Raw genomic sequence first — 13,946 nt, 5'->3', positions numbered from 1 at the left:
GTAAGCCAGAAGAAGAAATCGTCGCCCGAGATAACCGCGGACTTCGCGATCTCGCCGCAACCGCACGCCCATTCGCGCTCGTTCAGCGTTGCAAGCGTGGAGGCATCGGCGCACACATACGAAGGCTGGTAGAACGCACCCGCGAGATTCTTCCCGGCGGGAAGGTCGATGGCCGTCTTTCCGCCCACGGAGGAATCGACCATGGCCAGAAGCGTGGTGGGAGCCTGCACGAAGCCAATGCCGCGCATGTACGTGGCGGCGGCAAAGCCCGCCAGGTCGCCCACGACGCCGCCACCGAGTGCGACGACGCATGCCGAGCGATCGAGCCCCTTCTGCGCCATGGCCTGCCAGATTTCGGAAAGGCAGGCAACGCTCTTGCTCTCTTCGCCTGCGGGAACGGTAATGCTCGACGTGCGGAAGCCCTCTGCCTTCAGGCTGGCAACCGCGGCATCGAGGTACAGCGGGGCCACGTTCGAATCGGTGATGACGAGCGCCTGATGCGCACGCGGACACGTGGCGCGTACGCGCTGGCCGATGCCCCGCAGGATGCCATCGCCTACGCGCACGTCGTACGACGGCTTGTCGGCGAAATTAACCACTACTTTCGTACTGGGCACAGTACGCCCTCCTTTATGAGAATATCCTTCACCTCGAACGCCATGCGCCCCGAGGTGCGACTTGAAGAATCGACGGTTACATCGGCCAGCTCCTCGTACAGCGGAACGCGCACCTCGTTCACCGAGCGCACGGTTTCCATGCTGTCGAAGAACGGGCGCGAATCGTGATTGCTGATACGCTCGGCGCTTTCGTCGGCCGTGACATGCACGTAGACGGCGAAGCCGCAGGTCTTGATGATTTCCCGGCTGCGCTCCCCCATCACGATGCCGCCACCGCATGCGATGATGCGCGGCTCGCCTTGCACGAATTCCTCGAGCGTTTCGGCTTCCAGCTGGCGGAAGCCCTCCTCGCCCGCCTGCTCGTAGAGCTCCTTCGCGCTCATGCCGTACTTGCGCTCCATGCAGCGATCGGTGTCGGCGCAGATGAGGCCGCACTCACGCGCGAGGCGACGCGCCATGGTCGTCTTCCCCGCACCCATGAATCCGATGAGGAACACGGGCTGTGTGAGCATGTACAGCGTTCGTTCCATGGCTCTACCGCGACTGCGTGCGTATGCGTTCCAGGTAGGAAGCCATATTCGACTTGATGTCGTGCATGTTGTCGCTTCCGAACTTTTCGGCATAGGCAGCCGCCAGCGCGAACGCAACTTCGGCCTCGCCCACCACGGCGGCAGCGGGCACGGCGCAGACGTCGCTGCGCTCCCTGCTGGCCAGAGCGACTTCCATCGTGTCGATGTTCACCGTTTCGAGCGGGTTCTTCAGCGTGGGAATGGGCTTCATGGCGCAGGTGACCACGAGGGGCATGCCCGTGGACATACCACCTTCCAGACCGCCCGCGTTGTTGCTCGTGCGCGTGAAGCCATCGCTCGTGAGCACGATGGGATCGTGCACCTGGCTGCCTTCGAGCGAAGCAGCCTGGAAGCCCATGCCGAATTCCACGCCCTTGATGGCGGGAATGCCGAACAGGGCCGCGCCAATCTTGCTGGTAAGACGGCTGGCGCCGCTTGAGAAATCGCCCAGGCCCGGAACTAGGCCCGTGGCGACGACGCGGAACGTGCCACCCAGGCTTTCGCCCTTGATGCGTGCCACATCGATCATCTTCATCATCTTCTGGGAGACTTCGACGTTGGGGCAGCGCACTTCCGACAACTCGATATCGGCCAGGTTATAGCCAGCGCAGCGCATGAACGGGTCGCTTTCCTCGAGGCGCGCGCTGCCAATGGACGTGACGTAGCTGAACACTTCGACGCCCAGTTCGGCCAGGAACTCGCGGGCGATGCCGGCAGCAGCCACGCGGGCCGCGGTCTCGCGCGCGCTGGCACGCTCGAGCACGTTACGGCAATCGTCGGAGTTGTTCTTCAGGATACCCACGAGGTCGGCGTGGCCAGGACGCGGGGTAACTTCGCGCACCAGGTCGCTGGGCGCGGAACCCGTTGCGGACATGCGGTCCGTCCAGTTCTGCCAATCGCGGTTGGGAACGCGCAGGCACACGGGCGTGCCGAGCGTGACACCGAAGCGAACGCCCGACTGAATTTCGATATGGTCGGTCTCGATCTTCTGACGACCACCGCGGCCATAGCCAGACTGACGGCGCTTCAGGTCGGAGTTGACATGTGATTCGGAAATGCGAAGGCCGGCGGGCACGCCGCTTACGATGGCTGTGAGCGCCGGACCATGGCTTTCGCCTGCTGTAACGAACTGCATGAGATTCCTCACGTCGCTGTGGATGTTAGGGTGATTCTAGCACGAGTACGTACTACAGCGGGCTGTAGTCAAGATGCGCCGCGAAAGGAGCAAATCAGCGGCGCGATGAGCGGAATCGCCTAATTGCGAACGTCCGACGAGGAAGGCGATGCGGCTCGTTCGTTTTCGGGAACGCGCCCTGCCAGAAGCGCTTCGCGTAGGGGCTTCAACGCAACGGTATGACGCAAGTCGACCTCGGAAAGGGGCGCGACGAGATAGGCCTGCATGCCCAGCATGTGCGCGCCCAGAACGTCGGTGAGCAGCTGATCGCCGATGACGACGGTCTGCTTGCTACGCGCCCCAAGCGCAGCGCGGGCAGCCAGAAAGCCATGAGGCAACGGCTTGCACGCCTTGGCGACGACGGGAATGCCCAGCTCCCTACCGTGGATGCGCGGCGTGTCGTGCCAGTTGTTCGACACGATGCAGAAGCTTACGCCAGCGTTCTTAGCGCGTCGAAGCCAGTTGCGCACGTCGGAGGGAACTTCGCCCGAAGCGCGCGACACGAGCGTGTTGTCCATGTCGAGCAGCACGTTGACGAAGCCGCAATCCAGCAGGTCTTTCTGCACATCGATAGACGATATGCGCGCGAAATACCTATCGGGATGCACCACGCCCATGGAAGCCTTCCTAGTTCGACGAGCCCTCGATGGCGGCACGATGGTCTTCGAACGTCTCGCTGAAGTAATAGTCGGTACCACCCTGACCATTCGGGGCGAAATAGAAGTACAGGTAGTTGGTCTGGTCGGGCGAGCACACTGCCTGCAGAGCCTCTAGGCCCGGCGAGCAGATGGGGCCAGCGGGCAGGCCCTTCTGAGCGTACGTGTTATACGGGCTGTCGGTGGAAATGTCGTCGGGCGTGGGATCGTGACCAACCACGTAGGCAACCGTGGCATCGCTCTGCAGCGCCATGCCCGAGGCAAGGCGGTTGTAGAACACGGATGCAACCGTGGCCATATTGTCGGAAGCGGCTTCACGCTGCACCACGCTGGCCAGCTTCACCACGTCATAGGCGGAAAGCCCCTTGCTTTCGGGATACGAGTAATCGAGCGTTGCAACTTCCTGCGCGTACTGATCGAGCATGCGACGAATGACCGTATCGGCCGTATCGGCCGACTGGATGCTATACGTTTTCGGGAAGAGGAAACCCTCGAGCGAGTTGTTGTACGCACCTTCGAGGAACGGATAATCGCCCACGTAGGCAGAGGCATTGCTCGCAGCGTCCATGAACTCTTCGGACGTGATGGAACCATCGTAGGCCTGCGCCACGACGTCGGCCGTCTGCTGCAGGGTAAGGCCTTCGGACACGGTGAACGTGACGAGGTTGGGGCCAGCCACGAGCTGGTCGATAATATCCTGCACGCTCGTGCCGCCCGCAATGGTGTACGTGCCGGGCTTCAGGGAGCTTTCCGCATTTGCGGCCTTCACCGCATCGGTGAAATCGGACGTACGCGCGATGAGCTTGCAATCAGCAAGCGTCTGCGCGATGGAAGTAGTGGATTCGCCCTGGTCGATGGTGAAGCTCGCCTGCGTTCCCTCGGGCAGCACGTCGGCAGTGGAGCAACCCACGCACGAGCGGAACGAGAAAACGAGAATAAGCGCCAAGACGATGGCCAGCACGATGCCGAACACGAAGGGGCCATGCTGGCGCTTCGGCTTGATCATCGAAGTATCGTACGTGCGGAATTCGCGCGCGCCGCGGGCATGCGCATGACGCGCTGCATGGCTGGAACGCGATGAGTACGTGACGCGTCGATGAAGAGCCATAGAGAAGCACAAACCTTTCGGACGATTTACCTTACGCCGCCACCCGATGACGATGCGCCCTCTTCGGCCTCGCGGCGCGAACGGCGTTCATCGAGCCAAGCCTGCAAGAACAAGCTCGCGGCTATCATATCCACTTTCCCGCGCATCTCGCGCTCGTGATATCCCTTTTCACGCAACGAGCGTTTCGCCTCGCTGGAGCTGAGGCGCTCGTCGGTGAATTCGAGCGGAAGGCCCGTTGCCTTCGCAATGGAAGACGCCGCGGCCCTGATGCGCTTCGCCTGGGGCCCCTCCTCGCCCGCCATGGTGTACGGCAGGCCGGAAAGGAGCATGTCGGGTTCCCAGTCTTCCAGAACGCGGCGGAACGACGAGGCGTTCCCCACCACTTCGTTCGTGGGGAGAACGCACACGGGACTGGCCACGGATTCGCGCGGATCGCAAATCGCGATACCGCAGCGAACCTGACCGATATCGAGGGCCATGACCCTCACTACATGAGCTCCTCGAGAGCAAGGCGCAGCGCCTCATCGAGACCCGAGGCGTCTTTGCCGCCAGCCTGGGCCATCGTGGGCTTGCCGCCGCCACCGCCCTTGATGGCAGGAGCGATCTTCTTGATGAGAGCACCAGCGTTGAAGCCCTGCTCGACGGCCTCGTCGGTGGCAGCGGCCATGATGAGAGGCGTCTCGCCATTCAGGCTTACGAACACGCACGCGCATGCGGGTTCCGCATGGCTGCGGAAGATATCCCAGGAGTTGCGCAGCGCGCCAGCGTCCATGCCGTCGATGCGCACGGCCAGAAGCTGGTAGCCAGCCTTGGCGCGCTTGAGGTTCTCGTCGACGATCTGCTTGAGGGAACCGGCGGCCGCAGCCTGGCGGGCGCGCTTGTTCTTGAACTGCAGGTCTTTCAGCATTGCGAGCGTGGAAGCCACGCGCTCGTTCACGTCGAAGAGGGGCACGTTCAGCTCGGAAGCCGTGGTGCGCAGCTCGGACTCGACGCGAGCCATGTACGCGAGGGCATCGAAGCTGCTCACGGCTTCGATACGACGCAGGTTCGCGCCAACGCTCTGCTCGACCGTGATCTTCACGAAGCCGATTTCGGCGGTGTTGGCAACGTGCGTGCCACCGCAGAGCTCCTTGCTGAAGCCGTCGACGTCGACGACGCGCACGGACTCGCCGTACTTCTCGCCGAAGAGCGCCGTGGCGCCGGACTCACGCGCCTCGTCGAGCGACATCTCGCTCGTGCTGACGGGATGGTTTTCCATGATGATGCGGTTGGCGAGTTCCTCGACCTGGTCGAGCTGCTCGCGCGTGACGCCTTCGAAGTGCGTGAAGTCGAAACGCAGGCGATCGGGGGCAACGAGGCTGCCAGCCTGCTTCACGTGGTCGCCCAGAACCTCGCGCAGGGCGCGGTGCAGGATGTGCGTGGCCGTGTGGTTGCGGCGGATGCGTTCCCTGCGAAGGGCGTCGATGGCAGCGCTCACGACGCCGCCCTGGGAAAGGACGCCCTCTTCAACGCGCACATAGTGCATGTAGAGGCCCTTTTCGGGCTGCTTGGTATCGGTTACGGAAGCGCGACCAGATTCGCAGGAGATGGTGCCGGTGTCGCCCACCTGGCCACCCATTTCCGCATAGAAGGGCGTGACGTTGAGGACGATGCCGCCCTCTTCGCCCGCGCGCAGTTCGGTGACGCGCTGGCCATCGCGCACGATGGCGGCGACGGTAGCCTCGGCCTGGTTCTGCGTGTAGCCGCAGAATTCCGTGGCGCCCACTTCCTCCAGAATGGCGTTCATGGAGCCATCGTAGGTGCTCCATGCCGCTTCGGCATCGCCCTGGGTGGCGGCACGCGCGCGCTCGCGCTGACGCTGCATGCAGGTTTCGAATTCCTTCACGTCGACTTCGATGCCGCGCTCAGCGCAGATTTCCTGCGTGACCTCGAGCGGGAAGCCGTAGGTGTCGTGCAGCGTGAACGCCGCCTCACCGGAAAGCGTGGTGCCCTCCAGAGCCTCGAGCTCTTCGGAAAGGAACGTGCGGCCCTGGCGGAGCGTGGCGCCGAAGCGCTCTTCCTCGGACAGGACGACGCGGTGGATGAGTTCGCGGTTCTCGACGATTTCGGGGTAAACGGGACCCATGACGTCGATGATGTTGTCGACGAAGGCGGCGAGGAATGCACCCTCGATGCCCAGCAGGTGGCCCTTCATAACCGCGCGGCGCAGCAGGCGACGCAGAACGTAGCCACGACCCTCGTTGGAGGGCAGGATGCCGTCGGCGATCATGAACGTGACGGAGCGGGCGTGGTCGGCCATGACGCGCAGCGCCATGTCAACGGGCTCTTCCTGGCCATACTTCTTGCCGGAAAGGCGCTCGCCCACCTCGATGAGGCCATGGAGCACGTCGGTGTCGAAGTTGCTCTGCACGCCCTGCATGATAGCGGCGATGCGCTCGAGGCCCATGCCCGTGTCGATGTTCTTCTTGGGCAGCGGCGCGAGCGTGCCGTCTTCCTGGCCGTCGTACTGCGTGAACACGCAGTTCCAGTACTCGAGGAAGCGGTCGCAATCGCAACCGGGGGCACAGTCGGGGCTACCGCAGCCAACTTCGGGGCCCTGGTCGAAGTAGATTTCGCTGCAGGGGCCGCAGGGGCCGGTGGGGCCAGCGCGCCAGAAGTTGTCGTCTTCGCCGAGCTTCGTGATGTGGCTTTCCTCGACGCCGAGGTCTTTCCAGATCTCGATCGTCTCGTCGTCGTTCTCGAAGACGGTGAAGTAGAGCTTTTCCATGGGCAGGCCAAGGACGTTCACGCTGAAGTCGAGGGCCCATGCGCACATTTCGCTCTTGAAGTACTCGCCGAAGCTGAAGTTACCGAGCATCTCGAAGAAGCTCAGGTGACGGCCGTCGGTGCCGATGATGTCGATGTCGTTGGTGCGAACGCACTTCTGCACCGTGGTGGTGCCGATGTAGGGCGCTTCCAGGTGCTTCTGCTGCAGGAAGTACGGCTTGAACTGCACCATGCCGGCGCTGGTGAGCAGCAGGCTGGGGTCGTCGGGAATGAGGGAGCTGGAAGGCATGCGCTTGCAGCCCTTCTCCTCGAAGTAATGCAGATACGCTTCGCGTATTTCGGCGGTAGTCATGTAGTGCATGTGGTTCCTCTGCCATTGGATTGCCCAGTATATGCACGAGAGCCGCACGTGCAATGGCTACGCCCACGGCCCCGTTGATTTCCGAACGTACATTCTAACGCGCGTCTAGATACACGTACGCGAGTACGTGAAGTTTCCGCAAATCAATAGAAGATGGGGCGCTACTTTTTCGAATCGTCGCAATCCATGAGGCGATCGACGGATTCCTCGACGGAATCGACCGCATGGTGAGCGGATTCCTCGGCGATTTCCATGGCATGATGCGCCGACTCGCCAGCCTTGTGCGCAGCGCGACGCACACCCGTTTTCAGGCGCGTGGAAAGCTTCACGGGCGAAACGGCATCGAGACGAGGGTCGGCGGAGCCCTCCTGCGAGGGAACGCCCTTGAAGAAGACGCCATCCTCGGCCACGATGGTGCGCCCCGTACGCTTCTCGAAGAAGTACACGAACATCGACTTGCTCATGGCTGCCACGGGGATGCCCAGAAGCATGCCCGTGAGACCGCCCACCATGCCGTTCATCTGCGTGCCCGCGGCCAGGCCGATGGTCATCGCGAAGATGACGAGCATGGGATGGACGTCGACGGACTCCGACATGATCTTCGGGCTGATGAACGTGTACACGACCTGCTGGATCGCAATGGTGATGACGACTGACACCGCCGCAACGGGAAGGCTGTACGGAAGAGCGGCGCCAGCGGCCGCGATGCCGCCAAGCCAGGGGCCCACGACGGGAATGATGTTCAGCAAGCCCGTGATGATGCCGAAGGCGATGGCATTGGGAATGCCAAGCAACGCGAAGGCAATGGCGCACCCCACGGCGATGATGCCGCACTGCAGCGCCGTGCCCTTGATGTAGCCACCCACGACGCGCGTGAACGTGAGATGCAGAAACGACAGGCCCTCCTGATGCCTATCGCCCAGCACGCGATGGACCTCGCGGCCCGCATCGGGGGAAATGAGGAGCAGCCAGAATACTACCACCAGGGCGAAGCCAAGGCAGAAGAGCGTGCCGGAAACGGCCGAGCCAATGGAGGCCATGGCGCCCACGCTGGATGTGACGAGCCCATTCGCCCACTCGGCAGCAGCGACGGCGGCGTTGTTCACCAGCTCGTTCACCGTTGGGTTGGTGAGGAGGTCTTGGTGCTCGCTCATGAACGACTGGTACATGGCGCCAAGGTCGTTCGCGTATGCGGGGATATCCCGCACGAGGCTGACGAACTGATCGCCAATGCCGAAGAACGGCGAGGACATGAGCACCACCACAGCGGCGATAACCACCGCGAGCAAAGCGTAGCCGGAAACGACGGCCCAGAAACGCGCCATGCCACGACGCGAGAGCCCGTTCACGAAGCCACGAAGGCAGAAGAAGATAATGCCCGTCCAGATGGCGATGCCCACGGGGAGCTCCATGACCTTCAGCAGGACGCCGAAGGCGTACACGAGCAGGGCCGCACCGATGAGCGTCCATACCGTAAGCGCGCGAATACGCCAGGTAGCGAGCTTCTGGCTAGCGGTTGAAGGTTCTGCGGCCTTAGGGCCGCTGGTTGCGGGAGCGCTCTTCTCTTCCTCTGCAGCGGAAGGCATTATTCAGCCTTGCCGTTGCCGTACGTGAAGTAGCTAGAGCCCTTCTCCTCCTCGGCGGGAGCCTCTTCGGGAGCCTCCGTAGGTGCGGGGGCCTGCTGGGGCTGGGGCTCGGCTGCGGCCTGCGCGGCTGCCTCGGCTTCGGATTCGGCCTTCACGCGAGCCAGCTCCTCGGCGACATCGCTCGACTTGCGGCCATTCAGCACGTCGTTCACCTTCGAGGAAATGGAGTTCACCAGGCTAGCGGGAGCCTTGGTGATGGAATCGATGGAACCGGCAGCACTGGAAACGGTGTCGGTGACTTCCGACACGTCTTCCAGAATCTGGTCGACGCGCATGAGCTCGAGATTGGCGGCGTCGACCGTAAGTGACACGCGCTCTACGAGCGGGTCGACGCGCTCGACCGCGGGCTGCAGGTCGTTCGTGATCTTCTCGACGTGGTCGAGCGTGGGGAGGATCTTTTCCTGAGCGGAAAGGACCATGGCGTTAGCATTCCGCACCACCTTGACGAGCTCGATGATGAGCCAGATGAGCGCCACGCCAACGAGGGCGAACACGATGGGAATGATGATGCCGACAACCGAAGACGCGTCCATGGAATCCTCCTGTATGCGCGTAGGGAATACTGTCTAATTCTACCACTATCGACGTGGGCCACGATCGCGCCTGGCAACGTCCATGCGATACCCTTCCCACCCACGTTCGGTGGGGTTGAAGAAGCATCCAGGCTCCAGCCCATCGGGCAGATAGCGCTGGTCGACCCAGCCAGCGGGATAATCGTGCGGGTACTTGTACTGCCCGTACTTTTCCGAACCGGGGCGATGGCGGTCGCGCAGGTACGAAGGCACCTGACGCGCGGGGCCGTTGCGCACTTCGGAAAGCGCCGCATCGATACCCGCTTCCGCGGCGTTGCTCTTGGGCGCAAGCGCCAGGTAGATGGCCGCCTGCGCAAGGTTGATGCGACATTCGGGATAGCCGATAACTTCCGCCGACTTGAATGCAGCATGCGCGATGAGCAGGGCCTGCGGATCGGCATTGCCCACGTCTTCCGACGCGGCGATCATCATGCGACGTGCAATGAACTTCGGGTCTTCCCCACCATCGATCATGCGCGCGAGCCAATACAGGGCCGCATCGGGGTCGCTGCCGCGCATCGACTTGATGAACGCCGAGATGACGTCGTAATGCATGTCCTTGTTCTTGTCGTACGGAAGGCTGCGGTATGGCGTTGCGGTATCGACGGCGCTCAAATCGATGGTGGCGGGGTTCGCGGAATCGCCCGGCTCGACGAGCGCGGCCGCGAGCTCGAGCGTGGTGAGAGCGGAGCGCCCATCGCCACCGCAGAGCAGGGCGATGCGCTCGCGCGCTTCGGGCGCAAGCACGTAACGGCCCCCGAAGCCACGCTCATCGGAAAGCGCGTTGTCGAGCAGCTCGGAAATATCGCCATCGGAAAGGCCATGCAGCTCGACGACGCGGCTACGCGAAAGAAGCGCGGAATTCACCTCGAAGAACGGGTTCTCGGTGGTGGCGCCCACCAAGACGACGATGCGGTTTTCCACGGCATGCAGCAGGGAATCCTGCTGGCTGCGGTTGAAGCGGTGAATCTCGTCGACGAACAGGATGGTGCGCAAGCCGCTGGAGGTGAGCCGCTTTTCCGCGGCGGAAATCTCTCGGCGCAAATCGGCGACCGTGCCGCCAATGGCCGAGACCTCCACGAAGGTCGCCTTGGTGCTTTCCGCAATGATGTGGGCGATCGAGGTCTTGCCCGTGCCCGCGGGCCCGAACAGGATGACGCTCGTAAGGTCGTCGCGGTCGATAGCGGCGCGCAGCCAGCTGTCTTCGCCGCAGGCTTCCTGCTGCCCCACCAGCTCATCGAGCGAACGGGGGCGCATGCGCACGGCAAGAGGCGCGACCGAACGGCGCGCCTGGTTTTCTATTTCGCTGAAAAGTGTATCCATGAGCGCAAGCTTAGCATATCGGCACGAGACGCCCCGTTATGCAACGGGAACGTCACGTTCGCGCGACAAGCCCTACGCAGCCGCGCGCCCCTCGTAGAAGCCATGCTGGATGTAATGGAGGTAATACGCCTCCTTGTTGGTGCCGAACGCGGCACGCAGATCGGCATAGCGCACGCGATACACGGCCCAGTTGAAGTTGTACGAAGCGAGGCGCCCCTCGGCCATGCCGCACAGCACGAAATGCTTCAGCGTGGCTTCGTAGTCGTTGCCGTAGGCAGCGGCCACGTCGGGGTTCTTGGCCTGGTAGTAGTAGAAATCGTATACGTCGGAATAGTCGACGCCGTTGTAGACGCTCGTGGGATTCACGACGGAGTCGCCTACGGCGACGAGCGCATCGATGTTCTGCGACACCCACTTCGAGCGCCACTTCAGCCAATTCGAAAGGTACAAGACGTTGGCGTCGTACGTTTCGAACGGCTCGATTTCGTTGCCGAAGCTCGTCAGCCCGAAGAGCACCTCGTTCATGCGCTCGGAAGAGGCGATGAGGCCGCGGTAATACGCAATCGAATGCAGGATGCCGTTCGAGCCCGTCGCATTCGCATTGCCCAGAAGCACCTTATCCACCAGGGGGCAAATCGACTCAACGAGGATTTCGCGCGCACGCTCGAGCAGAACCGAGCTTTCGTTCACCCAACCCGCACTGGGCAAGACGAACCCTTCGTACGAGCGGAATGCGTTCGTGGGCCAGTCGATACGCAGGCCCATGGAGGCGTCGAAGTCCCACAGCGGCTGCGCCATCAGGGGCGCATACGTATCTTCGGCAGGGTCGACGTCTTTGTAGAAATACGTCGAGGAATAGAACGCATCGATGTTCTTGAAGAACTCGTTCACGGCGTACGTCGTCGCCAGGGATTCGAGATCGAACGCGGGCGTGCTGCCATCTTCGTAGAACACGTTTTCGGAGAGGTTGTAGATGGCCTGCTGCACGTATTCGCTGATGTACTTCATGGCCGCCAGCGAGCAATACTCGGGGCTCTTCACCACGAAGTAGCCCACGCTCGTGTTGAACCAGCATGCTTCGGAGGCATAGTACGCGCCATCGCGCTCGATAAGATACCCGCCCGTAATGTCGCTTGGATCGGCGGCGCCCTCGACATACTGGAACGTGTAGCCGAATTTGTTCTCGGTCTGCGCGGTGGGCAGCGTGCTCACGTCGACGCCCGCCTTCTTGCAGGCCTTCTCAATCGCGCTTTCCAAGTCGGTTATTTCAACGCGGCCCGACTTCACCTCGACCTTCTCGCACAGATAGTAGGTACCGCGATACTCGCCATCGTAATACAGGTCGACGAACATGCCCTCCATGCCAAGCATTCCCAACTCACGGCCGATGTCGTACGCAATGGCGGAATGAAGCATGGTGGCATCGGCCGCACTGGCGAGCAGCACCCATTTCTTGGCCTTGTTCGACGAGTCGCCCGTCTGCAGAAGGTCGGACTTCGAGGAGAGCGAAATCTGGTACGGCTTCTTCGCGCCGAAGCTCCACGTGGAATTGCCGCGCCCCTTGATGGTGGAGTACACGCCCGATGCAAGGTCGTCGGCATCGTAGACCACCGCACCCGCGGCATTCAGAAGCGCTATGGCGACATTCGCCTTCACCGAATGATCGGGACTGGCCTCCACGTACGCACGACCGCACGCATCGGCGTCGGCGCTCGTCACGAACAGGGCATCGATGGCGGCAGACTTCATGATGACAAGCGTGGCAGTAGCCGATTTGCCATACGACATCGCCAACGTAGCGCCACCCTGCGATGCAAGAAGCGCGTCAAGCGACGCAAGACTAACGACGGTGGCGTTCTCCACCACCACGGACACGCCATTTCCCGAGATGGCAACGCGAGCCGTGGCACCGTCGAGCGTACGGGCGGTTATCGCAACCGAATCGGTTGACGCATACGACGGAAGGAAGAGATACACGCCGCCGGCAGCGCACGAAGATACGAGTGTCTGCGTCATCGTTCCCTGGGCATTGGAGATAACGGCCGAGAACGTGGGAGCAAGCTCGCCGGTGGAGCCCGAAAAATACGTCGCGCCATCGTCGAGGGTCACAAGCCCCTTCTGCACCACGCCGTTAGCATCGACGTAGCAATCGACGCCCGCGCCCTCCGAAGCGCTCACGATGCGGGAACGCGCGATGGTGCCGTCGGAAGAAAGCCAGATCGTCCGCTTGGAACCCCACGCCGACGTGGTAATCCAGCGGCCCTGGATGGCGATTACCGAGCCGTCCGTGGCGTACCATGCAACGCCTTCGCGCTTCCAACCCGCCTTGCCAAGCGAGATATCCTCCTGCGAACTTGCGGTGAAGTTATGCGCGCCCGCAAGCGTATTGGGGTTGTATTCGCGGTAAATGGGCAGCTGAGACGCAGAATCGGAATACCAGCCGATACCCTCGTATTTCCAGCCGAGCGCTTTCAGGCGATCGCGTTCGGCGGTGGAGCACGTATAGTGATGGTCGCCCGCATTCGGGTTGTAGAGGCGATACACGGCATTGCCCGTTGTGGGAGCGACCCAGCCAACGGATTCCCAACGCCACCCCGATTCGCATACCGAAACGGCCTCGTCGAGGGAGATGGTATAGAAGTGCTCTCCCGAATTGGGGTTGTACAGGCGATACACGTTCTGATGGGTCGATTCGTAGGAAGCTTCCGAAGCAGCCGCAAGACCTTCGGAGCTTGTCGCGGCAGCTGGTTGCTGGGCCTCGGCCTGGGCGGCAAGCGCCGCAGTTGCGGGAGATTCCTCGCCTACCGCAGACGGAGCAGCCGCTGGCTCTTCCCCATCTGCCTCCTGGCCTTCGCCGGGCTCGGCCGCTGCCGCTGCGACATCGCCAGATGCGGGCGAAGCAGCAAGCTGCAGCGACGCCTCCCCATCGAGACTTTTCCCATCGCCCGCAAATTCAGAAGACTGGCTAGGCTCGTCGACGTCTTCCTCGATAGCCTCCTCTACCTGCGGGACAATCGCATCAGCGGAGCCCGCTTCCTCAGCCGCATACGATGCGGGAACGAACGAAAGGCATGCAAAAAGAACGCCGGTGCACAAAGCGCACCAGCGCAAGCGAACAACTGAAGACAAACTGAACACACGAGCCCCCGATAGA

Annotated in this window: 11 protein-coding genes; all 11 read right to left on the bottom strand. The window is 62.2% G+C overall.

Annotated elements, in window-relative coordinates:
- On the bottom strand, positions 1-617 hold a 617-nt coding region (locus tag AC04P6_RS01190), incomplete at its 3' end, for a 3-dehydroquinate synthase family protein (RefSeq protein ID WP_475564766.1).
- Positions 599-1,147: a shikimate kinase gene (locus tag AC04P6_RS01185; RefSeq protein WP_475564765.1), complete on the bottom strand. Its 549-nt coding sequence runs from the start codon at positions 1,145-1,147 to the stop codon at positions 599-601. The genes AC04P6_RS01190 and AC04P6_RS01185, both read right to left, overlap by 19 nt.
- 4 nt (positions 1,148-1,151) lie before the next feature.
- Entirely contained in the window at positions 1,152-2,321 is a 1,170-nt protein-coding gene (gene aroC / locus AC04P6_RS01180) for a chorismate synthase (protein WP_475564764.1), read from the bottom strand.
- A gap of 119 nt (positions 2,322-2,440) precedes the next feature.
- The gene (locus AC04P6_RS01175) at positions 2,441-2,977 is read right to left on the bottom strand and encodes a YqeG family HAD IIIA-type phosphatase (RefSeq protein WP_475564763.1); all 537 of its coding nucleotides are present in this window, start codon (positions 2,975-2,977) and stop codon (positions 2,441-2,443) included.
- A 10-nt stretch (positions 2,978-2,987) separates the two neighbouring features.
- The gene (gene mltG / locus AC04P6_RS01170; RefSeq protein ID WP_475564762.1) at positions 2,988-4,124 is read right to left on the bottom strand and encodes an endolytic transglycosylase MltG; all 1,137 of its coding nucleotides are present in this window, start codon (positions 4,122-4,124) and stop codon (positions 2,988-2,990) included.
- 26 nt (positions 4,125-4,150) lie between these two features.
- A complete protein-coding gene (gene ruvX, locus AC04P6_RS01165; protein WP_475564761.1) occupies positions 4,151-4,612 on the bottom strand; it encodes a Holliday junction resolvase RuvX in 462 nt (153 codons plus the stop codon).
- Positions 4,612-7,251, bottom strand: a complete 2,640-nt coding sequence (alaS, locus tag AC04P6_RS01160; RefSeq protein ID WP_475564760.1) for an alanine--tRNA ligase — start codon at positions 7,249-7,251, stop codon at positions 4,612-4,614. Before alaS ends, ruvX begins: the two co-directional genes overlap by 1 nt.
- Positions 7,252-7,412: 161 nt before the next feature.
- Positions 7,413-8,837 carry an AI-2E family transporter gene (locus AC04P6_RS01155; protein ID WP_475564759.1) on the bottom strand — a complete coding sequence of 475 codons (1,425 nt, stop codon included), beginning with the start codon at positions 8,835-8,837 and terminating at the stop codon, positions 7,413-7,415.
- Entirely contained in the window at positions 8,837-9,430 is a 594-nt protein-coding gene (locus AC04P6_RS01150; RefSeq protein WP_475564758.1) for a DUF948 domain-containing protein, read from the bottom strand. Before AC04P6_RS01150 ends, AC04P6_RS01155 begins: the two co-directional genes overlap by 1 nt.
- Positions 9,431-9,475: 45 nt before the next feature.
- Entirely contained in the window at positions 9,476-10,792 is a 1,317-nt protein-coding gene (locus AC04P6_RS01145) for a replication-associated recombination protein A (RefSeq protein ID WP_475564757.1), read from the bottom strand.
- Positions 10,793-10,864: 72 nt separating this feature from the next.
- On the bottom strand, positions 10,865-13,888 hold the full coding sequence (locus tag AC04P6_RS01140) for a CotH kinase family protein (RefSeq protein WP_475564756.1): 3,024 nt from the start codon (positions 13,886-13,888) through the stop codon (positions 10,865-10,867).
- Positions 13,889-13,946 lie beyond the last annotated feature (58 nt).

The organism is Denitrobacterium sp. (genome assembly GCF_056180635.1).
This window is presented reverse-complemented; position numbering and strand designations above follow the sequence as displayed.